19 protein-coding genes are annotated in these 22,829 nt (G+C 37.8%); 7 read left to right on the top strand and 12 right to left on the bottom strand.

Annotated elements, in window-relative coordinates; genetic code table 11:
• The first annotated feature begins 107 nt into the window (after positions 1 to 107).
• Positions 108 to 488 (top strand): hypothetical protein, encoded by a 381-nt coding sequence (locus tag GQR54_RS04545; RefSeq protein ID WP_010552898.1) that lies wholly within the window; start codon positions 108 to 110, stop codon positions 486 to 488.
• 225 nt (positions 489 to 713) lie between these two features.
• Here GQR54_RS04545 and GQR54_RS04540 read toward each other — a convergent pair whose 3' ends face one another.
• Positions 714 to 1,214 carry a lactoylglutathione lyase family protein gene (locus GQR54_RS04540; protein WP_165739567.1) on the bottom strand — a complete coding sequence of 167 codons (501 nt, stop codon included), beginning with the start codon at positions 1,212 to 1,214 and terminating at the stop codon, positions 714 to 716.
• Between the two features lie 114 nt (positions 1,215 to 1,328).
• Between GQR54_RS04540 and GQR54_RS04535 the strand changes: the two genes are divergently transcribed.
• A complete protein-coding gene (locus GQR54_RS04535; protein ID WP_166376682.1) occupies positions 1,329 to 2,204 on the top strand; it encodes a LysR family transcriptional regulator in 876 nt (291 codons plus the stop codon).
• A gap of 61 nt (positions 2,205 to 2,265) precedes the next feature.
• On the opposite strand, the gene GQR54_RS04530 is transcribed toward GQR54_RS04535, so the two are convergent.
• Both GQR54_RS04530 and GQR54_RS04525 read right to left on the bottom strand, forming a co-directional pair.
• A complete protein-coding gene (locus tag GQR54_RS04530; protein WP_024591580.1) occupies positions 2,266 to 2,943 on the bottom strand; it encodes a haloacid dehalogenase type II in 678 nt (225 codons plus the stop codon).
• 80 nt (positions 2,944 to 3,023) lie between these two features.
• Positions 3,024 to 3,800: a class III extradiol ring-cleavage dioxygenase gene (locus GQR54_RS04525; RefSeq protein ID WP_165727934.1), complete on the bottom strand. Its 777-nt coding sequence runs from the start codon at positions 3,798 to 3,800 to the stop codon at positions 3,024 to 3,026.
• A 106-nt stretch (positions 3,801 to 3,906) separates the two neighbouring features.
• Between GQR54_RS04525 and GQR54_RS04520 the strand changes: the two genes are divergently transcribed.
• Both GQR54_RS04520 and GQR54_RS04515 read left to right on the top strand, forming a co-directional pair.
• Positions 3,907 to 4,812, top strand: coding sequence for a LysR family transcriptional regulator (locus GQR54_RS04520; RefSeq protein WP_166376681.1), 906 nt, complete (start codon positions 3,907 to 3,909; stop codon positions 4,810 to 4,812).
• 1 nt (position 4,813) lies between these two features.
• Positions 4,814 to 5,761 (top strand): LysR family transcriptional regulator, encoded by a 948-nt coding sequence (locus GQR54_RS04515; RefSeq protein WP_166376680.1) that lies wholly within the window; start codon positions 4,814 to 4,816, stop codon positions 5,759 to 5,761.
• A gap of 65 nt (positions 5,762 to 5,826) precedes the next feature.
• Here GQR54_RS04515 and GQR54_RS04510 read toward each other — a convergent pair whose 3' ends face one another.
• Both GQR54_RS04510 and GQR54_RS04505 read right to left on the bottom strand, forming a co-directional pair.
• Entirely contained in the window at positions 5,827 to 6,834 is a 1,008-nt protein-coding gene (locus tag GQR54_RS04510; RefSeq protein ID WP_166376679.1) for a zinc-binding alcohol dehydrogenase family protein, read from the bottom strand.
• A gap of 121 nt (positions 6,835 to 6,955) precedes the next feature.
• Positions 6,956 to 7,831: a LysR family transcriptional regulator gene (locus tag GQR54_RS04505; protein ID WP_166376678.1), complete on the bottom strand. Its 876-nt coding sequence runs from the start codon at positions 7,829 to 7,831 to the stop codon at positions 6,956 to 6,958.
• A 90-nt stretch (positions 7,832 to 7,921) separates the two neighbouring features.
• On the opposite strand from GQR54_RS04505, the gene GQR54_RS04500 reads away from it, so the two are divergent.
• Entirely contained in the window at positions 7,922 to 8,350 is a 429-nt protein-coding gene (locus GQR54_RS04500; protein ID WP_166376677.1) for a PACE efflux transporter, read from the top strand.
• Positions 8,351 to 8,810: 460 nt separating this feature from the next.
• On the opposite strand, the gene GQR54_RS04495 is transcribed toward GQR54_RS04500, so the two are convergent.
• Both GQR54_RS04495 and GQR54_RS04490 read right to left on the bottom strand, forming a co-directional pair.
• A complete protein-coding gene (locus GQR54_RS04495) occupies positions 8,811 to 9,977 on the bottom strand; it encodes an aldo/keto reductase (protein WP_165727938.1) in 1,167 nt (388 codons plus the stop codon).
• A 351-nt stretch (positions 9,978 to 10,328) separates the two neighbouring features.
• On the bottom strand, positions 10,329 to 11,567 hold the full coding sequence (locus tag GQR54_RS04490) for an NADH:flavin oxidoreductase/NADH oxidase family protein (RefSeq protein ID WP_165727939.1): 1,239 nt from the start codon (positions 11,565 to 11,567) through the stop codon (positions 10,329 to 10,331).
• Positions 11,568 to 11,667: 100 nt separating this feature from the next.
• Between GQR54_RS04490 and GQR54_RS04485 the strand changes: the two genes are divergently transcribed.
• On the top strand, positions 11,668 to 12,075 hold the full coding sequence (locus GQR54_RS04485; protein WP_165739552.1) for a MerR family transcriptional regulator: 408 nt from the start codon (positions 11,668 to 11,670) through the stop codon (positions 12,073 to 12,075).
• Between the two features lie 352 nt (positions 12,076 to 12,427).
• On the opposite strand, the gene GQR54_RS04480 is transcribed toward GQR54_RS04485, so the two are convergent.
• The 5 genes from GQR54_RS04480 to GQR54_RS04460 form a co-directional block, all read right to left on the bottom strand.
• Positions 12,428 to 12,619, bottom strand: coding sequence for a DUF3185 family protein (locus GQR54_RS04480; protein ID WP_007583678.1), 192 nt, complete (start codon positions 12,617 to 12,619; stop codon positions 12,428 to 12,430).
• A gap of 61 nt (positions 12,620 to 12,680) precedes the next feature.
• Positions 12,681 to 14,147 (bottom strand): DNA recombination protein RmuC, encoded by a 1,467-nt coding sequence (gene rmuC, locus GQR54_RS04475; RefSeq protein WP_007583680.1) that lies wholly within the window; start codon positions 14,145 to 14,147, stop codon positions 12,681 to 12,683.
• An 876-nt stretch (positions 14,148 to 15,023) separates the two neighbouring features.
• Positions 15,024 to 18,170: a DEAD/DEAH box helicase gene (locus tag GQR54_RS04470; RefSeq protein ID WP_010552907.1), complete on the bottom strand. Its 3,147-nt coding sequence runs from the start codon at positions 18,168 to 18,170 to the stop codon at positions 15,024 to 15,026.
• Between the two features lie 426 nt (positions 18,171 to 18,596).
• A complete protein-coding gene (locus tag GQR54_RS04465; RefSeq protein ID WP_165727943.1) occupies positions 18,597 to 19,559 on the bottom strand; it encodes a transcriptional regulator in 963 nt (320 codons plus the stop codon).
• 15 nt (positions 19,560 to 19,574) lie between these two features.
• Positions 19,575 to 20,813: an AAA family ATPase gene (locus tag GQR54_RS04460; RefSeq protein WP_166376676.1), complete on the bottom strand. Its 1,239-nt coding sequence runs from the start codon at positions 20,811 to 20,813 to the stop codon at positions 19,575 to 19,577.
• Positions 20,814 to 21,586: 773 nt separating this feature from the next.
• Here GQR54_RS04460 and GQR54_RS04455 point away from each other — a divergent pair.
• Positions 21,587 to 22,801, top strand: a complete 1,215-nt coding sequence (locus GQR54_RS04455; RefSeq protein WP_166376675.1) for a replication protein A — start codon at positions 21,587 to 21,589, stop codon at positions 22,799 to 22,801.
• The last annotated feature ends 28 nt before the right edge of the window (positions 22,802 to 22,829 follow it).

Below are 22,829 nucleotides of genomic sequence, written 5' to 3'. Positions count from 1 at the left end.
ATCGATTGAACCAAAATAGGAACTCAGCTATGGTTTGTTTATCAATAAAAACAAATAAAAAACGAGTTAATCTACAGGCTCGTTAGGCACTGGAGAAGGTTTAATAGATGGAACCAAATTATTCAGAATATTCTATTACTGAATTGCAAGAAGCTATCACGTCTATTGATAGGGCTTTGTACCCTGAACGCTTTGAGCTATTAAAAGCCGAACTATTAAATAGAGACGAGGAAGAGCATAATGCTTCTCAATTAGTAAGTCTTTCATCAAAGGACTTACTTATTAAGCTCAGCAATGCATTTTTTGTAATTCCGTTGATGATCTATGTAGGAGTAGATGCACTTAATAGCGGTGAAATACTCCTTAAAGGAGCAGCTATATCAAAAAATGAAAACTTTATATTATTTACATTAAGTGTAATGTTTTGTTTTTTAATCTCAGCGGTACTGACATGTAGCCTGTTTGTGGATAAGAGCAAAAGTTCCTGACAAATACATTATGTCGTTCATAAATTCACTAGGACACAGTTCGATTGGTAGTGCTTTTCTGGAAGTTGATAATATTTTCAACTCAGGGCAAAACATGCAGCACAAGCTAAGCAAAAACAAGTTATAGAGAATAAGAAGACGGTGAAGTGTATTTAAAACTCTATAACTGAAACAAAAAGGCCGCAGTAATAAATACTGCGGTCTTTGTTTTTAGCTAAGTGCTATTTAGTAAGCGCCTGCGCTGTAAATAAGCTCGTAGCTGTGGCTGTAAATTTCAAGGATATTACCAAACGGGTCTTCCATGTAGATCATGCGGTACGGCTTTTCATCCGGGTAGTAATAACGAGGGGCTTGCATACGTTTTTTACCGCCAGCTTCTACAATACGTTCAGCTAAACCTTCTACATCAGGGTCTTGAACACAAAAATGAAAGATGCCTGTTTTCCAGTATTCAAAATTGTCTTTTGGGTTTTCTTGGTTTTTAAATTCGAAAATTTCGACACCAATACGATCCCCTGTAGATAGGTGCGCTATTTTGAATTTTTCCCACTTTTCGCCAAATACTTCTGTGCACATTTCGCCAATGGGACTTTTGTCTTCGGTAATTAAAGTGGGTTCCATTATGGTGTACCAACCCATAACCTTAGTGTAAAACTCGACTGCTTTTTCAACGTCGGGAACCGAAATACCAATGTGCGAAAAACTACGTGGATATGTATGACTCATAATGCTTCCTCTTTAACTTGTGACTTATCTTGTGACTAGTTGATGGAGTTAGTTTACGAATCGACCACCATTAAGTAAAATTATCATTAATCATCATTTTGAGTACGTTTTGTAATGATAAATCCAACATGGTTAAATACGTTTTGCACTTTGGTTGAGGTAAATCATTTTACCCAAACAGCTGAGCGCCTTTATATGACCCAATCTGGTGTAAGCCAGCACATTAAAAAGCTAGAGCAACAAGTTAACTGCGCTTTACTTGAGCGCCATGGTAAGCAGTTTTCGCTTACCCCTCAGGGCCAAAACTTATATCAGCAGGGCAGCCTACTTCTTAAAGATTGGCAATTTTTAGAACAACAATTAAAAGATGATTCGCCGTACAGCGGAGCGGTAAAGATTCAATCTCCGGGCAGTTGTGGTTTAAAGTTTTATAATCAATTATTAGCACTGCAATCTGAGTATAAAGAACTAATTATTGATTACCGCTTTGCGCCCAATGTAAGTGTTGAACAAGCTGTAGCAAACCACAGTGCCGACATTGGGTTTTTAACTCAAGCTCCAACATTTAGCGAACTAACCAGCCATAAAATAAGCCAAGAGCCACTACTACTTGTAACGCCTGCAGGTATAAACATGCCTAATTGGCAAACCCTGTGTGAGCTAGGGTTTATTGCTCACCCCGATGCAAGCCATCATGCGCAGCTACTACTAAGCGAAAACTACAGTGAGTTTGAGCATATTGACCAAATAAGACGTACGGGATTTTCTAACCAAATTAGTTTGATACTAGAACCTGTAAGCTTAGGGCTGGGTTTTACGGTATTACCTGCTCATGCTGTTGGCGCATTCAATAAACCACTACTTATAAAAACACATCATTTAAAATGTCCGGTTAGTGAATCTATTTATGTGTGCCATCACCGAAATAGGCCGTTGGCAAAACGTATGAATACAGTGATTGAGCTAATAAAGGCGGGAGTAAATAGTTAAAACGTAAACCCCCTTTACACCCACGGCACTTAATACCATAAGCAAAAGGGGGAATAGAAAATTAGTTAACGCTTTCTAATTTTGCTTTTAAATCGAGTAAATCGGTTGCAATAGTATTTGGCTGTATTTCCCACGGATCAAAAATTGAATCTTTAGATCGTTGAATCCACGCCGCTCGCATACCGTGCGATATGGCACCGGTTACATCAAACGGGTTACTTGATACAAGCCACGTGTTTGCGCCTGTTGAATTGGTTTCGCGTAAAAAGTGGCTATAAACCCCTGGGTTTGGTTTAAAGGTTTTAACGTCGTCGGCACTTACTACCCCTTCAAAAAGCTCACTAATGCCAGCGGTTTCTAATAAGGTATGAACTGCGTCGGCAGCGCCGTTTGAAAATGCAAACAAACGGTAATCTTTCGCTTTTAATTGCTCAAGGCCTGCTTTTACATCATCGAACGCAGGAAGCGTTTTATAAAGCTCTAGCAGTTGCCCCTTTTGATCTTCACTTAGCTCGGTTTTGTGCGCTAAGCAGGCGTAATCGAGTGCGTGTTTTGTACATAGCGAGAAAGGAATATAATTTTGCATTAATCCACGTCTAAATGAATACTCTAATTGCTTTTCGCGCCATGTATTTGAAAATGCTTGGGCGTTATCGCCAATCATGTCGTCGAGTAAGGACAGTACGCCGTGAGTGTTTATTAGCGTACCGTATACGTCAAATGCAAGTGTAGTTGCCATGTTTGCTCCGCAATAAAATAAATGAAGTTGGTTTTAGAGTACTTGCTTACAGCTTAACTTAATTTGAACGAACGCTCAAATTAATAAAACTTATAAGCATCGAGTGCTAAAATATCCATTTCTATATCTTCATGTATTTTTTTGGCTTTACCGTCACTACTTCCAAGCGCTGCAAAAAGAGGTAAAAAGTGCTCCTGGGTAGGGTGATTAAATAAAGCATGGGGTGCTTCATTTAAATAGCTAAGTAACGCCTGGGTGTTTTGCGCTATTAATTTTTGCTCAACCCAATAAGTAAACTCATTAACCATTTGAACACGATTAGGTGTAGCAGGGCTTTTAAATATTTCACGTAGATTGTGACTAATACCGCCTGAGCCAATAATTAATACGTTATCGCTGCGCAGTGGTGCAAGTAACTGTCCGTATTTATACATCGCCTGAGCGCCTAAACGCGTGTTAATAGACACCTGAACAATGGGAATATTAGCTGCTGGGTACATTAAGCGCAGCGGGATCCACACACCATGATCCCACCCTTGATCTGCACTTTGCACCGTTTTAATACCCGCTTTGTAAAAGTGCTCACTAATAGTATTAGCAAGCTTAGGGTCTCCTGGTGCTGGGTATTGAATTTCATATAGGGGCTTGGGGAAGTTATAAAAGTCGTGAATAGTATGCGGCGTATCTCCTGATGTAATAACTATATCGTGCGCTTCATCAAAGTGGGCAGAAAAAACCACAATAGCACGTGGTTTACTAAGCGTTTGACCTAATGATGCAAGAAAATCTGACGTAGCCGATTGCTGAACAGCCATCATTGGCGAGCCGTGAGATATAAATAAAGCTGGCTGAGTCATACTAAAACCTTAAACAAATAAACGTGTTATAAACACTATATAAGTTTCTAATTTGACGATAAATATGATACTTATTTATACATTATCAACAAAGCATTGTTAAAAAATGGATAAGCTCACCACCATGAAGACCTTTTTAGCCGTTGTGCAAGAAGGATCATTTTCAAAAGCGGCCGATAAACTCGATATTTCGCCGCAGTTAGTCAGCAAATATATTTCTGCGCTGGAAGATAATCTACGCACACGTTTATTACACCGTACAACGCGAAAAGTAAGTGTTACAGAGGCTGGAAATCAGTATTATCAGCGTTGTCAGCAGGTGGTTATTGATATTGAAGACATGGAAAACTCCCTCAATAACTTAAGCGAAAATGTATCGGGTGTGCTTAGTATTAGTGCGCCTATGTCGTTTGGTACAAAGCATTTAGCAGGCTTGCTAGTTGATTTTCAAAAGCAGTATCCAAATTTAAAGTTAGATTTACGGCTCACCGACCAATATGTAGACATAGTAGAGCAGGGTATTGATATTGCTCTGCGCATTGGCGTATTAAAAAACTCAACGTTGATAGCTAAAAAAATTGCACCTATACACCTAGCGGTGTTTGCGTCACCCGACTATTTAAAACGCCATGGCACGCCACAAACGCTTTTAGATTTACAGTCACATAATTATTTACGCTATTCCCACAGCGAGCCCACAAAGCGATTATTTGGGGTTAATGAGCTAAAAAGCGAGCTAAAGCTTGAAAGTAACTTTGTGGCTAACAATGGTGATTTGCTACTAAATACAGCCATTGCGGGTGGTGGTATTGCTATGCAGCCAACATTTATAGCAGGGGAAGCACTGGCTCAAGGTAAAGTAGTGCGCATTTTAAAAGACTACGAACCCGACCCAATGGGGCTTTACATGGTGTATGCAAACAGACAGTTTTTACCCAGTAAAGTACGTGCGTTTGTTGATTTTGCAAGTGGCTATTATGGCGATACACCTTACTGGGATTTAGGAGAGTGATATGTCGATAACTAATCAATTAACGTTATTTGTAGATGTAGTCCAAAAAGGCTCATTTGCCAAAGCCGCAGCACTGCATGATATGGATAATTCGTCGCTGTCTAAACAAATTAAAAAACTCGAAACCAGTTTAGGTGTGCAATTGTTAAATCGTTCTACGCGCTCGTTTTCGCTCACCTCAGCAGGAGAGGAAATTTTAACGCAAGCGCATATTCTTATCGATACACTTTCTGATATCCATAGCATAGCCGACTCGTATCAGGCAAAGCCAAAAGGTATTTTGCGCATTACCTCCGGTATGTTTTTTGGTCAGCAGTATATTCAGCCCGCTATTAATATATTTATGCAAAAGTATCCTGAGGTAAAAATAACCTTGATGCTTGACGATAAGCGTAACGATATTATTGCCGATCATTACGATTTAGCCTTTAGAATAGGCAAACTAAACGACTCTAATTTAATGGCTAGAAAAATTGCTAATATGCACTTTGCGCTTGTTGCATCACATGATTTTATAAAAAAGCACGGAATGCCAAGCACGCCAGAAGATTTATTAGCTTTACCCGCTATTATTTATGGCAATGGCGATGTAAGTCTCGACCAAGTTAAGTTAAGCACTGAGCCTCATGGTGATGAGCAAAAAATACATAAAATGAAAGGCAATTACAAAGTGAGTGATGTACGCGCTATGGTCGATGCAGTAAAAGCAGGGCTTGGGTATGTAATGCTCGATTTATTTAATCTAGAAGAACCTATTGATAAAATGGGCCTTGTGCCGCTTTTAACTAATTATAAACTATCAACTATGGGCACAGGTATTTACGCGCTTTACCCTCATCGTAAACAAACCCCATTGGTAAGTGAGTTTATTAAAACCGTGCAAGAGTATATTGGTACACCGCCATTTTGGGTTGAACATATGCCTAATTACAAACAGTTATACAAATAGCAGATATAAAAAAGCCCCGTTAGGGGCTTTTTTGTGTACTCAAAATATACTTATAAAGTGGTTATTTAAAAGCCCTCTAAAACAACTTTACCTTTAGCCGTTTGCGTTTCAAGATGCTGATGCGCTTTACGTAAATTAACGGCGTTAATAGTGCCTAAATGCTCACCAAATGTTGTTTTAATCAGGCCTTCGTCAATCATCGTCGCTACGTTATTTAAAATAACGTGTTGCTCTTGCATATCGTCTGTTTTAAATAATGAACGAGTAAACATAAGCTCCCAATGTACCGACACACATTTGGTTTTGAATGGCACAATATCAAGTGTTTCAGGGTCGTCAATCAGTGCAAACTTACCTTGTGGCTTAATCACTTTAACTATTTCAGGCAAGTGTTGAGCAGTGTTATTTAAACTAACGACATAATCTACTTCACCTAAATTTTTAGCTGCAAACTCTTCACTTAATAAATTACGGTGATTAATAATAGTATCGGCACCTAAATCCTCTAACCACGACGTGGTTTCGGCGCGAGACGCTGTAGCAATAATTTTAAGCTTAGTGCGCTGCTTTAACAATTGCACCATAATTGAGCCTACACCGCCGGCAGCACCAATCACTAAAATACTTTTAGAATCATCATTTTCAGCTACGTTTAATCTATCAAACAACAACTCCCATGCGGTAAGGCTAGTAAGAGGAAGCGCTGCGGCTTCAAAGTTAGATAACGTCGTTGGCATTTTACCTACAATACGCTCATCAACTAATTGAAACTGTGCATTACTACCTGAACGCGTTACATCGCCGGCATACCAAACTTTGTCGCCAGGTTTAAATAAAGACACATTTTCGCCAACAGATTTAACAACGCCTGTAGCATCAAAGCCAAGTACTTTGTATTCGCCTTCTGGCGCTGGCATTGATTCACGAATTTTAAAATCAGCCGGATTAACAGATACTGCTTTTACTTCCACTAAAATATCGTGGCCGTGTGCTGTTGGCATTTCAAGTTCGATGTCTTGAAGTGATAGCTCGTTTGAAACAGGTAAGTTTTGTTGATATCCAATTGCTTTCATGTGTTTTGCCTCTCGTCGTTTAATACGCTGTGTTAATGACGCTATTTTGGCTTTATTGACACAGTTAAAAAAGAGGTAAAAAACCCAATAATTATGGAAATAATATTCCACAATAGAAATTTTATAACAGCCCTCGTAATACACTTCGAAGCGCTTTAAACGCTTTTTGATTACTATGCCGCTGATGCTGTAATACATCAACATTAGCCAACCAACCCATTTCTTCAAACTCAAGAGGAAGTTTAACCAGCTCACCACTTTGTACTGCATCTAGAGCTACATGGTTTGGTAATAAGCACCACCCGTTACCTTGTATTGCTAGCTCGAGTAATACAAAGTAATTATCGGCATACCAAATCTCTGGGCTAATTTTTAGCTGAAAGCTACTTGTTTGCGTATTGCGAGAACGAAGAAGAAGTTGTCGATGTAGCCGAAGGCCATCCATATTTTCACATCTGATCCCCGCTAAAGGGTGCGATTTAGCAACATATAAATCAAATTTTACTGATCCAATACATTCATAGTCTAAGTAACTCGGTATATTTAATTCACTAAAAATAATACCCGTTATAGGCTTTTCGCTGTTTAGCATGTCAATTATGTCATGGCTGGATGCACTTAAAAACTCAAGCGATACGTAAGGATACTTACTTTGCAGCTTGCTAATAATACTCGCGATAGTTTTAAACGGGATCCCTTCGTCAAGTGCGATAGTGATTTCGGTTGGTGTTTTTTCGTTTAGTGCTAATGCAGAGTTTGTTAATCGCTGGTGTTGATTAAGCACGGCTTTAGCCTGGGGTAGTAACTGTTTACCGGCTTCGGTTAATTGTGGGTAGCGCCCTGTGCGCTCAAATAATGTCGCATTACAGTCTATTTCTAAATTAATAATATGCTGGCTTATTACCGACTGCGCTTTACTTAAACCGCGTGCAGCAGCTGAAAACGATCCAGCTTCAACGGTAGCCACAAATGCTTGAAGCTGTTCAATACTAAACATATCGCTTTTCCCGATACTAAGTAACTAACACATATCTTTATAATGAATGAAAATACAGCCATCGTCATCAACTTAAGAAGTTATTTATATATGAACACAGCAGAACGTATTTTTCAGGCACTAATATTTGAGATGATAGCATTATCTTTTGTTGTACCTGCATCAGTTTATTTTGGTGGGTTTGCAACAGGAAAAATGGCAATAGTAGGTGTTGGTTTATCAATCTTCGCCATGCTTTGGAATTACATTTACAACATAGTGTTTGATGAAATAGTTGGGCATAACCGAATCGAGCGAGGTTTAGTAACCCGCATTGCGCATGCATGTGGCTTTGAGCTGGGTATGTTAGTAATAACGCTGCCAATACTTGCTTGGTATTTAAATATTACATGGCTAGCCGCTACAGCATTAGAAGCTGGCTTTTTAGTTTTTATACTCATATACACGTATATTTTTAATGTGTTGTACGATAAGTACCAACCTTACAAAAGATGGGTTAATAAATCGCAATGTGCTTGATATTTTTAAGTTTATAAAAGCAAAGTTGTGGGGTATTGAGATCGTTTTGGCAAAAGCGCAATGGCAATAAATAACGGTAAATGTGGCTTTTAATTAAACCAATTAGCACTGCTCAATTGACTAAGTAGTGCTAATTTACTATTTGTACTATTTACCGGCTAACTGTAATGGGGGTTTACAGTAACTTTTTGCTTTATATATTTAGCCCTTTCAATATGTTCCACACGCTCTCACCACTAGGATGAAGCGCAGCATGATACCGATACGCGTAATATGTAATAGGCACGTAATAATGCTTTTGACTACCTAATAACTAAGTTTAAAAACTTCGTTTTTAAACGCCAGCAAGCTGCGCTTATACAAATGCCCAACAATCAATGTACTTACTACTAAGCGTTGCTTAAAAATAAACCACACTGACTATAACTAGGTGTGCCAAGCAAATGGCACACCTATTTTGTTATGTGGGTATGGGGGCGTTTTCTGCAATAAGCTGTTTAGATTTCAATTCACTCCAAAATTCGCTTGGTATGGTAACTTTCATTGAGGCTACATTAGCTTTAATTTGCTCTGCCGTGCGTGCGCCAGGAATAATTGAGGATACCGTTGAAGGTGCCTCTGCGAATTGCAGTGCAGCTGTTTTAATATCAATCCCATGTTTAGATGCAATGTCGCTTATTGCATTAAACTTTTGCTGCATAGGCCCAGGAATTTTAGGTGAATAATTAAAGCGGTTACGACCGGCTAAAAAACCACCATTAAGCGGAGCACCAATGACTGCTGAAACACCTCGTTTATCAAGCATAGGAAAGGTTTTATCAAGTGCCTGCTTATGATCTAAAATTGAATATTGCAGCGCTAGTAAGCAAATATCAGGGTCTGACATATCAAGCGCTTTATAAATAGCATGAGGTGTATTTACTCCAAAACCCCAGCCTTTAATTATTCCTTCATCACGCATTTTAGTTAACTCAGGAATAGCCCCTTTTGCAGCCTGATCAAAATACTTAAGCCAATCATCTCCCATATCACTATTTTGCGGTGATAAATCGTGAATATAAACAATATCAAGTGAGGCGACACCAATACGATGTAACGTGTCTTCTATTGAACGACGCGTACCTGATGCAGAGTAATCATATTTATAATGAAAAGGTGAGTGATCAGCCCAATGCCAACTATTTTCTAGAGGCTCTGCTGAAGGGGTAAGAAGGCGACCTACTTTTGAGGATAAAACATAATCTTCATGCTTTTTGTTTCGAAGTAAATCACCGAAGCGCCTTTCACTTAAACTCAAGCCGTAAAAAGGTGACGTATCAAAATGACGAATACCAGAATCCCATGCTGCATTTAGCATTGTTAAAATTTCTGCATCGCTTGATATAGTATTAAAGCCATTCCCAGCGGCAAGACCGCCTAAGCCCATTCTGGATTCAGGCCGGTAATGCTTAGCGTTAGTAACATCGTTTGTGGGCAGAGCAGCGCTTTTATCTATTGATCCTTTAGTTTGCATAACACTGCCGTTAGACATTTTTACTTTTAATTGTTCAGCCAAAGCTGAAGCACTAAAAATAGAGCCTAAACTTAAAGCAGCGCCTGCTTTAATAAAATTTCTGCGAGATACCATGTAACTATTCTCCTTGAGTAAGGTTAAATATCTACGCTATAAACTAGTATAAATACCAACCAAACTCAAGCGAGAGGAAAGCAATAAATGCCAATACTTTCAATAAGATAGCTAAATTAACAAACGCTGAACGCGCACTTTAATTAACATTTTAGAATGATTATTTTCTTTACTCGTACAGTACTTTAATATGCACAAAATAGTGCACTTTAATAGCTTGATAAAAAAGCAAACTTCCAAATTGGTGCACGCCTTAATACTCATTTACACAACATAAAAATGGTTACATTTATTCAAGTGTAAAAATTAGTAAACAAAACCGGAATACATAAAAAGAGTGAATACCAAAGCTTAGTTAATCTCACTAGCAAAGCGATTGCGGTAACGCTTAGTTAATTTAACCGAGCGTAGCTGGTCGCTAATTAAAGTAAATATTGGTGAAGCGTTTGTTTTTACAGATTTGCCTTGGCCTATACGTCGTATTTGCCTTTTTACCAGTGCCATAGTGGCAAGCCCTGCGAGGGTTTTATCTTGCCAAGTAACACTGGGTAATACGGCTAGTTGCAGTGGCTCATTTTGCCATTTGTTTGGTAAATTTGGTTGGTATGCAAGCGCAGTGGCAATACCCACGAGGGCCACTCCACTTTCAATCACGTTGTTGGCAATAGATAAGCGACTAATGCCGCCGGTGGTCATTATTGGGATTGATGAGCGGTGGCTAATCGCTTTTGCAAACTCTAAAAAGTATGCTTCGCGGGCAAGTGTGCGTTCGTCACCTGTTTTACCTTGCATGGCAGGGGCTTCGTAGCTACCACCCGAAAGCTCTACAAAATCAACATTGAGTTCATTCAATAAATCCACTACAACTTGCGCGTCACTGGATTCGAACCCACCACGTTGAAAATCTGCAGAGTTTAACTTTACTGAAACCGAAAAGGTCGGGGAACAAACCGCTTTAATACTGCGGGTTATTTCGAGAAGTAAACGGGCTCTATTTTGTAAACTTCCCCCCCATTTATCGTCGCGCTTATTGGTAAGTGGCGATAAAAACTGGGCAAGTAAATAGCCATGCGCTGCATGTATTTGTACGCCATTAAAACCGGCTTTTTCGGCTTGTAGTGCAGTTTGTGTAAAGCGGGTAATAACATCGTCAATGTCGGTTTGCGTCATTGCCTTTGGTACGCCAAATAAGTGCGAGTGCTTACCCATATTAAGTGCAATACTTGACGCTGATAGAGCCTTTCCACCCATTTTTTTAAATACTTGCCTACCAGGGTGATTAATTTGCATCACCACTTTGCAATTATTTTGCTTTGATAAACGAGCAAGCTCGGCAAAGGCAGTAATATCGGTACTTTGCTCAAGCACAAGGCCACCAGGGCCTGTCATCGCTAAATGATCAACCATTACATTGCCAGTAATAATTAGCCCTGTACCGCCTTTAGCCCATGCGCTATAAACGTTTTTAAGTGCTTGGGAGGGTGTTTGGTCCTCTTGTGCTAGGTTTTCTTCCATAGCGGCTTTGGCAATACGATTTTTTAATACTAAACCACTTGGCAAGGTAAAGGAGGTAAACACAGGGTTGCGCATAATTATTGGCTAATTAAATTGACATTAAAACAACTATAACCTTAAAGTTAGCTTGAAGGTCAACCTACTAAGTTTATGTAAAGTGGAGTTATTATTAGTTATGAAAATAGGCGAACTTGCAAAACTTACCAACATACCTGCCAGCACTATTCGTTTTTACGAAAGCAAAGGGTTATTAACACCAACCACTCGCAGTGCTAATGGTTATAGGCTGTACACCCAACAAAACTTAGAAAAACTGCAATTAATTAAATTTTCACAAAGCTTGGGTTTTTCACTCAACGAAATACCTTTATTACGTAACGAAAACGGCGAGCTAAACCACACAGTAATAATCGAACGTTTAGAAAAAAAACAAAAAGAAGCTGACATTTTGATTGAGAAAATGCAGAAAAAGTCACAGCGTATTGGCAGTTTAACTGCGTTACTAAACTCTTATTGGGATAAAGGCGAATGCCTGCCAGAAAGTAAATTAAATGAATTACTAGAAGTGATGGATTACAAATAAACTAATACAGCTTATTCAGGGCCTGTTTATCTTTTGAGGTTAAATTTGCAGCAGACTGTTTGGTATTTAGGCAAGGCAGAGTCTATGTAGTGTGGTTATTCCCCATAAACAGACGATAACGTAGTATAAATGCCAAACATGCGCTGCCCTAAGGGTTCTGCCTAGGGGTAATTTACTCTTTGTAGCTCGGTTTTTACTTATTATTACATGGATGTAAGCCATTAGAATAACGCAGGAGCAGTTATCGAGCCCACTAAATTACAAACCTCGCGCCGCGATTAAATAGCCCCTAGATTGAACACATTTTATCCTGAAAGGTCAACAAGCCCCAGTAAGCTGTATTTTATTTATGTTACTTAAGCTTTTTAATGCCAATTAACACACAGATGGCACCGCCAATAATACCCGCCCATGCTTCTATTGGTGTATCACCACTAAATGCGCGGCTTAACTGCGAAGCCGCCGCATCATAAACGTCATATCCCCACATAATTAAAGCGATACCTATAACTATTAAAACAATACCTATAATCTTATTATTCATAAACACCTCTGGTTTCTAACGTACATTATTTAACATACTTAATTGAAAACACTTAATAAATCTAATCAAGCTCTAGCTGCGCACGTTCAACGCTCTCACTAGGTAACTCTTTTTGTACCGATACACCAAGCTCTTTAAACTCTGATGCTTGTTTAATTAAATTACCTTTACCGCGGTATAATTGCGAGAACGCTTTGTCGTAACTTTCTTTCGCTTTATCAAGCTGCTTACCAACGCCTTCCATACTTAATAAAAAACCATTGAGCTTGTTATAAAAACGCTCAGCCCGATTTGCCAGCTCTTTTGAGTATTTGGTTTGCTCTTCAAAACGCCAAAGCTGTTTAACAATATTTAAACTAGTAAGCAGGGTAGTAGGTGTAGCTACCAGTATATTTTTTTCGATTGCTTGTTGGTAAATATCACTTTGATATTTAAGTGCTTCTACAAAAGCTGATTCTATTGGTACAAACATAACCACAACTTCAGGCGAATTAAGCCCTGGTAAACGGTCGTACGATTTACTCGCAAGCTCATTAATACGTGCTGTAACGGCGTTTACATGCTCTTTAATTGCTTGATTAGCATCTAGCTCATTTTCAGCGTTCACATAGCGTGTATAAGCATTTAATGATGTTTTAGCATCAATGACTAAGTGGCGGCCTTGTGGTAAGTAAACAACTACATCAGGGCGTAAGCGGCCATCTTCAGTGTTAAACGACACTTCGCGCTTATAATCAACGCCAGCACGTAAGCCAGCGCTATCTAAGACGTTTTCGAGCATGAGTTCGCCCCAATTACCTTGGGTTTTCTTTTGCCCTTGTAACGCGTTGCTGAGCTTGTCGGCTTGATCTGTTATAGCTTGGCTTTTAGCTTGCAAATGCAATAGCTCGGTTTTAAGCGCGGTTCGTTGTTTTATGTCTTCAACATGTATTGATTCCATTTTTTCTCTAAAGCCTTTTAACTCGCCTTGAACCGGTTTTAATAATTGTTCAATGCTTTCTTGATTTAAGGTTTTAAAGCTTTGTGATTTTTCTTCTAGAATCTTATTGGCTAGGTTTTCAAATTCTTTTTTGAGCATATTTTTACTTTGCTCAATTTGCGCGAGTTGCTCGGTAAAGCTTTGTTGTTTTTGCTCGAGGGTAGTGCGCATATTATTATATTCAACATCGCGTTGATTATATTGCTCACGAAGCGCTGCAAGCTCGCCTTCGGCTTTACGCCAAAAGTGATTGTATTGAATGCTTTGTTTTTCTTGTTCGCTAAAACGCGTTTTAAAATGCTGGGCTTCATCGCGCTGTTCTTGGTGAGTATGTTCTAGCAGTTCGTGATCTTCTTGCAAGGCACTATATTGCAGCTCTTTATTATCAAATTGATTTTGTAATAGGGAAAGCTGTTGCTGCTGTTCGCTTATTTGTAGATGTAGCTTTTTGCGAAGCTGTGTTGATACAACGCCGTAAAATACAACGCCTAACGCAACACCAGCACCGGCGCTTAGCCAATCAATATTAGTGAGTACTTGAGTGAGCATAAAATAAACTTATAAAATTTAGAGACATGCCATCATAACCAATAACACGCAATAGAAGTAGGGGAGCAAAGAAATTACAGACATAAAAAAACCAGCTCAAAATAAGCTGGTCAAATATTACTAAATTAAGTAATCAAAGGGAAAATCAACATGTGCCCGAGTAAGCTGCAACTTAAATACATAATCACCAAAATAACTAATATTACTGGGTGAGGCTATATAACAACAGGCATTAGAGTAGACCGGAAAACAAAATAATTAATTCAAATTAATTTACGAAAGATCATTTATTTTTATTCGGGTTGATTTAAACAAATCAAATTATGCGCATAAAAAAAGCCAGTTCAAAATGAACTGGCTTAATCATTACTAAAATTAGTAATCAAATAGGGGGAAATCAACATAAAACCTGTATTAACTGCAATTAATCAACAAGCATAATAGTAGACGCCGCTCTTTGAATTAAGTTCATAAAAAGATCAAAACTTTTAAAATAAAATTGAATGCTAAATTTAGGCATAAAAAAAGCCAACTCAAAATGGGCTGGCTCAATCATTACTAAAATTAGTAACTAAATGGGGGGAATCAACATGAAAACTTGTATTAACTGCAATTAATCAACAAGCATAATAGTAGACGTCCGTTTTTTAATTAAGTTCATAAAAAAGTAAAAACTTTTAAAATAAGTGCCGAACGCTAAATTTTAGGCATAAAAAAAGCCAACTCAAAATGGGCTGGCTTAATCATTACTAAAATTAGTAACTAAATGGGGAATCAACATGATGCTTGTGCTAACTGCAATTAACCAACAAGCATAATAGTAGACGTCCGCTTTTTAATTAAGTTCATAAAAAGATCAAAACTTTTTAAATCAATTTAGTTTTTAATTAGCGATAACATTTGTTGTTCATCAAACTTTGTAAAGCTCATTGATTTATCAGTAAATAACGCATCTACAAGGGCCTGTTTGTCTTGTTGCATTTTAAATACTTTTTGCTCTATTGAATTACTCATTATGAGCTTATACACAAATACAGGGTTAGTTTGGCCAATACGGTAAGCTCTATCAGTCGCTTGTTTTTCTACAGCAGGGTTCCACCATGGATCAAAGTGAATAACTGTATCGGCTTGTGTAAGGTTAAGGCCTGTACCGCCAGCTTTTAAGCTAATTAAAAACACTGATGTTTTACCACTGGTAAACTCGTCGATTACTTTATCGCGGTGGCGCGTTTGGCCTGTAAGCATACTAAAGTTAATGTTTATTTCTTCGAGGCGTTGGGCTATTAAATCAAGTGCCGATGTGAACTGACTAAATATAATAATTTTACGACCGAGACTTAACATAAGCGGTAAGTGTGTTGTTAACCATTCAAGCTTAGCAGAGCCTGCTTGAGTGTCTGGATCTATTAATTTAGGGTGGCAACAAATTTGCCTTAACTTTAAAAGTGCCTCTAAAAATGCAAGTTTACTTTTTTGTGCGCCTTGTTCGGCAAATAAGTCTATTAGCTTCTCTTCTAATGAACGTGTAATACCTTGATACATTTCTTTTTGCTTAGGCTCAAACTCAAACTCTTTAGTTAGCTCTGTTTTTTCAGGCAGCTCTTGCGCTACTTGTGCTTTAGTGCGGCGCATTATAAAAGGCATAATTAACGCTTTTAACTGCTCAGCTCTCTCCATATCAGCTTCACGCTCAATAGGCGTTTGAAAGTGCTGCTTAAAGTGGGCTTGAGACCCAAGTAACGATGGCATAGCAAAATCGAGTAACGATTTAAGCTCAAGTAAATTATTCTCGATTGGAGTACCACTTAAACAAAGTTTAAAGTCGGCATTTAAGCGTTTAACTAATCGCGAAACCTGTGCGGTATCGTTTTTAATGTATTGTGCTTCGTCGAGGATTATATTTTCAAAATATAATGGCGAATAATATGCAATATCACGCTTTAAAAGTGGATATGTAGTAAGTATACACTGCGCTTGCGCTAAGTGCTGTAAAGGATCGTTACGATTTGAACCAAAAATAGTGGTGACTTTTAAGCTTTTAGCAAACTTAATAATTTCGTTTTTCCAGTTACTCACCAAACTAGTTGGACACACTATAAGTGTAGGGCCTGCTTGCGGGCGGTTAAATGTACTGGCTAAAAATGCAATAACTTGCAAGGTTTTACCCAGGCCCATGTCATCAGCTAAAATACCACCTAATTGGTGACGTTTTAAAAAGCTAAGCCAGTCAACACCTTGCTGTTGGTACTCACGAAGTGTTACTGAGTCATTTAAGCCATGTAATGAAACCTTAGTAATTGCTTTATCGGGACTATTTAGCTCTTGTAAGTATAGCTCTAATGAGTCGTCGTGAAGCTCTACGTTTATAGCAGTGTGCTTTACTAATTCAGGTAAATACGAAAGCGGAATATTAAATTCGTCTCGTGTTTTTACAAATTCAAAACGCTCTTTAAATTCATTTAATAAGTTAATTGCTGACTTATTGATAACCCCAAATTCACGACCAAGCGGATAGTAGTAAAATAGTTCACTTTGGCGATTTAATGACTGATATAGCGGGTCAGTATTAGTAAACAACAGCGATGCTTTAGCATCACATAGCAATACTTTGCAGTGCATTTGATGCCCTGCTGCGCGGTGTACATGTAAACTAACTTCACACTGCGGATTAGGACTCGTTACTTTACTTACACTTACTTGCCAACCACGTTGCTTAAAGCCAGGGAATACTTCGTATATTAGCCAATGCAAATGGATTGAAGACTGCTTTGTAAATACCAGTTCACTTTGTAAACCCCCTTTACAAAATTCAAATCCTAAGTTAATTAGTTCGTTAGTTACAGTATTTTCAAATGCACTATTAATCGTACTTGCAGGTGCTGCACCTGCTAAATAGTTTTTATTTTTATACTTAAATAACAACGAAAGAGATAAACCTTGATCGCCCATAGTTACTTTTAAAACAGCATTACTAGAGATTTTAGGCAATGTTGGCTGTAAATTAGTAGGGTGGGGTATTACACCTGCACCAAAGTTATCGGCAAGCTGCTTGTATATTCTATCAAAATTAGCGTCATGCAAAGCAGGCATAGTTTGTAAATGTGCTATTTCGTCTGCACTCAATGGGGTGCGAAGACGGCCCGCTTTTAAATGATCTAAATCGAGGTAAGTAGGTGGTGTTGTTTTTAATAAAGCCCAGTTTTGTGTTTGCTCAAGCTTAATAACTAATTGTGAGAGATCTTTATCTTGCTCCCAACTAAAACTTAATGCTTGGCCAGATTGCGCTTTAATTGGTACTCGAGAACGCTGGAAAAACAGGCGTTCTGTAGCTATCAACTGTTGTAAGGCACTAAAACCCCACTGGCCTTTTAGCTCAATACTTCCCACTGCATTTTGTGAGCGTATCCAACTAAATAATCTAAAATCACTTTCGAGTAAGTCACTCGGCGTTACAAAACTATTTAACTGCTGCTCAGTCAGGTTTCGACCTAGCGTGTAATTCTTTTTAGTCTCAACATTCGCTATTTTAGGTGTTAAGAATACTTTGTTATTTTCAATATCTAATACAAATAATAATACTTGCGATGGCGTGTTTTGATCACCACTTTTAAGTGCGCTTAATTCGCTAAACCAGTCATTAATAAAATAATCTTCGCCATATTCACCAGAGTGCTCTATTTTGAGCTTAAATAAAATAGCAGCTAAGTGTCGGCATTTAGTTTTTGCATTACACGTACAATGCGTATCAACAGAATAGCCAGTTGGTACTTTACTGATCTCAATACGTTGGTTAAACGATGATCCATTATCCACTTGTACAGTAGAGTCGACTACAGAAAAATTAGGGGTGTGTTCTAGCCAAGTGATTTGACCTTTCTTGTAATATTCTTTGCCTTTATCTAAAACATTTTCACGGAAAAGTTTTTTGATAAAGCGTTCAGACAGAGGAAACTGGGTAGCCTGCTCATTTTTAATTTCTTCAAAAATAGCCATTAAATCATTTTTTGATAAGTTAGCAGACATGTCACTCTAAGCATTAAATTTTAAAAATAATCCTGCCAGTATATGCCTTATATGCTCTGAGCTAAAGCACTATTAACAAGATATAAACTGGTTGGAGCTGATAACTTAGTAAAAAATCGGTTTGTAAGTAAAAATAAGCATCCAATTTTACAAAATAATATTTAAAACAACTGCAATGGTAGAAGTTACATATAGTTAGAAACATAAAAGTAGGCATTACAGATCACGATTTTACTAACAATAATAATAAATGAAGGAATGTAGCTAAAAAGAGGAGATTAGTTAGTAAAAAAGTGATCTTGAAGAAGGAATATGATTATTTAAAGAGGAAATAGGCTAGTAAAGATCAGATTTTTACTAACAAAACAATCTGCCAGATCACTATTTAACTAAGTAAATATGCCTGACAGATCATTATTTAACTAACTAATTAAAGGCACTTAATAACTTAGTTAATTGCTCTAAGCGCTTGTCTGTCATTACTTTATTATCAATTTTGATAGAGACATCACCGCTTTTTAAATTGCGTTGTACCGATATGAAGTTATTTTCTAGTACAGCTTCGCGCTTAACAGCTACTTGTGGCTCTGAAGTTAGGCATCTAGTGATCGCCATTGCACGCTTGTCGTCGCTTGTAATCGCATTTAACTCTTCATCACTAGCAAGGGCACTAACAAGTTGATTAAACGCCTCTTCGTCTCGCTCCTTTGCGCTAACAAGCTTTTTAGCGACTTCGCGACCTACGTGATTAGCAGTAGGGTAAAGCGCAATGACATCAGCAGGAATTTGCTCATAAGCTTTAATTGCATCTGCAATTGCAGTATGCGATACACCTTCTACCGCGGCAATCTCTCTGTAAGATCCTTTTTTACCTTGCTCAATAAGCTCATTTTTAGTTTGTTGGTATGCTTGGCCAAGCTCCCATAAACTAGGAGCAATGTATTGATCTGAAGATACCGCTAAAATTTTTGCATCTTGATCAGTAAAATCGCTTGAACTAAGTACTAAATAATCTGCGTTACCTAAAATACAGGCCATACGACGACGTGAACCTGCCAGAACTAAACTTTTGTCACCTTGATCCCAAAGTAGGGCAGGATGTTGATTTCGGCCATCTTCACGAATTGCAGGAAGAATGTCTGATACTGACTTTTCGTTTAGAAGTGCCTGTACACGACGATTTTTGCCATATACACCAGTGGTAGATTCAATATCAGCATGTGCGATCACTTTACAAACAAGCGTAATTTGACGAGCAGGGTCGCTCGGTGCAGGCATTCTAATTACATCGCCAGCATTCGCTTGTTCTAGTAATGCATCAAGGCTACTACTGCCTACAGCAGTTGCGAATGGATCTAAGCGGGTGTCATTTTTACGTTTTTTAGCCATTTTTATTTAACATCCTTACTTAGGGGTATTGAGTGTTGATTGAGTTGACTGCCAATTTGAACGAATAAGCATTTCTAGCTCATCGACCACATCTTTAATATTTTCTTGAGCGCGCATTAATGACTCACGACTTGCTAAGCTGTCTGACGCTTTTTGATCAAAAATAGTGTTGAAAGACGATGAACTAGCGGTAATCGCGGAGCTGTGATTGATTGGGTAGCTCATTACTTGGCGACCAAATGCACTACGAACATCTTTAACGATATCGCGCTGTGAGTGATTACCTTTCACATAGTTGGTCACTAAAAATTGCATAAAATCCCAGCCCTCATGGCCAAGTGCTGCAACTGTATGGTAAATCTCACCTAGTCGTTTTAAATATTTGTTATTAGCATCAAAATCTACAGCTTCCGGATGAACAGGAATAAGCATCGCTGTAGAGGCCATTAATGCATTATAAAACATAAAGTTAAGGGTAGGTGCTGTGTCAATTAAGATAATATCAAACTCGTCTTTAACGGGATCAATTACTTTCTCAAGTAACTTATGGTAGTGGCGAGTTTGTTCATAATTAGAGGTATCTTTGAGCAATGTTGCTGTTTCGTGCTCAAAGTAAAAGTCATCCATACCCGATGGTAGTACACGAATATTTGGTATATGCGTTGGTAAAAATGAGTTAGACACAAATTCAGGCCATGTTTCACCCTCGTCTAAATCTATACAATCGCGCATTAAATCACCGACAGTAATCGGCTCGTGCTCACTTGAAGGAAAAAAGCTTGAGGATGAACCTTGTGGATCTAAATCAATAATACCAATGCGATAACGTTTTATATTTGTAGTTGCTAAGGCTGCTGCAATATTAACCATGCTAGTTGTTTTACCACAACCGCCTTTGAGGGAGTTAATAACAATAACTTGCAGTTTGTCATCACCAGTACGGTGATCTGGTTTAATGTCCATAATATCGGCCATAGCAAAAATATTTACTAATGTGTAAGCATAGTGACCGTTAGCACCGCGTTTTATGTTTAAATCATCGAAGTCGCCATTATCATGACGTCTTTTTAAAGTACGATTATTACAACCTAATAAATCAGCAGCTGCTTTTTGCGTATACGTTCTTAATTCTTTTTCTTCTGATTTAAGATGGGCACGGTAGTGCTGAATACGTCCTTCTAATGATTTTTCAGCAACTTCAGCTGTGGCTTTCAAAAGCCGATAGGTACTTAATGCGTTATTGTTGATAGACATACTTTCTTCCTCAAAGTTAGGCAGTTAGTATAATGTCCATTCAAATAGCTGTAAACAACTATTTAAGACGACATGCATTTTAAGAACAAGACATCTAAAAATATTTTTACACCTTTAATATTGCTTAGTATAAATAAAGAAGTATAAAGGTGGTTAAATATATAAGGTAATAAAGGTTAAGGGTGTAAAAATAACACATAACATTATGATTTATATGAATAATGTTTAAAAAAACAGATCAGGTTTATACTTGGTTAAGATCAGATCTTTATCTACCTGCGGATCAGCTTTTTACTAAGGTCTATTTTAAATATAGAGTTATGCACAGGTTACGCATGAAGTTATGAACAAAAAGAGCCCTGCAGATCAGTTTTTTACTAAGTAAATTATAAAGTTATGCACTAGTCGCAACATAAAAATACGCTTTTAATTAGTATAGATCTGATCTGTACTTGGTACAGATCAGATCTATTCTAACTCGGTAAGGCTTTATCCACAGGGGAATATATTTTTTGGTGTATTTGTCGTGCTTAATTTTAAAATTAAGCCATTGTAATGGACAAAATAACAGCTGAGTTAGTAAAAATTAGATTTGTGATAGTCCAGTTAGTATAAATATGATCTGAAATCGTAAGTAATGTACATCACTTAGTATAATAGTGATCCAAACGTTTTATTTAAAGTCAGATCACTTTTATACTAACTTAAACATTTAACTTTTGTTGCTTAATGTGTTGTTATTAGCTGTCGCAATAAAAATGGAAATAAGAACAATGAGCCGAAAGGTCAACATCTCGGTAGATAACTTGCCCGATACACTTAGGGGCCAAATCCACGGGGTGGAAAGTGCAATAGATAACGAAAGTTTAGCACTATTTACAGACAACAAAGACGTGCGAATTTCTATTGAAAATGCAGCACATGGATTACGTGCATATTCAAACACGTTTAATCACTATGATTTGTGGGGACGCTTTGTTCGCTCGGGCTATAAAAAATTGCCACTTGAAGAAGCGCCTAAAAAAACAATTATTACGCGTAAAATATCTGAAAAAGTAGATGGTATTTTGTACGATGGCGAAATAAAAATAACGCCAGCTGTTGTAAGTACACGCAAAGATGGCGAAGATGTTGAATACCTTGTTTGGCCATCAGATAGAGAAGAAAAAGTAGAGCGAGCACTTATTCGTTTAGCTTCTAAAGGCAAAATAGTTAAAATTAATTTTAAATCCGGTATTCAATATGCGGTTGTTTTTTCTATGAACGAATTAGCACAAGAACTCAAAGCGGTAGGGCAGTCAATGCCATATCCTGCAATAAAAGAGTCACTTGAAGCATTGCAAGGTTCTAAACTTTCATTTAAATATTCGGCAACAGATACTAAAAATTCTGATATAGATGATTCGTTTTACGAGTCAAACATGAACTTTTTATCGTCACTCCATTTTAGTGGCAAAAAAGGTCAGGGTGGCAATGTAAAATGTGTCGCCTGTTTAAATGCATTTGTTCATAACATGATTGATAACCTTGAATACAAAGGGTATTACTTTAATAGCGCTCAAGAATTAAAACGTGGATTATCGCGTTGGATGATGCTTCGTTTGTATCACCTTTGGCGTTATGCAGCACCAGGTAAAACGTACCATTTTAGATTACTCTCTATTATGGAAAAATACGGATCTATTTATTCAACTGATGATATTACCGAAAATAAATTAAAAGCACTTCGTCGTGATATGACCACCACAATGAAAGATTTGATTGAAAAAGGTGCAATATCAGAATACAGCATTACAAACGTTAAAGATGAAAAAACCGGTAACATTATCGATTACACATACGAAATGCACCCGTCTGATCAGTTTTGCGATGAAATTCTTACATTGAACAAACACAATAAACGCATTGAAATCCAAGGCGGTAAACGCATTGTTGAAAATGCCGTGCTGATTGATGAAGATAAAATTGAAGAAATAGTAGAAAAATAATAACCGTTATTTTAAATACTGTACGCAT

The sequence above is a fragment of the Pseudoalteromonas sp. Z9A4 genome (genome assembly GCF_011378845.1).
In the GTDB taxonomy this organism is placed as follows: domain Bacteria; phylum Pseudomonadota; class Gammaproteobacteria; order Enterobacterales; family Alteromonadaceae; genus Pseudoalteromonas; species Pseudoalteromonas arctica.
This window is presented reverse-complemented; position numbering and strand designations above follow the sequence as displayed.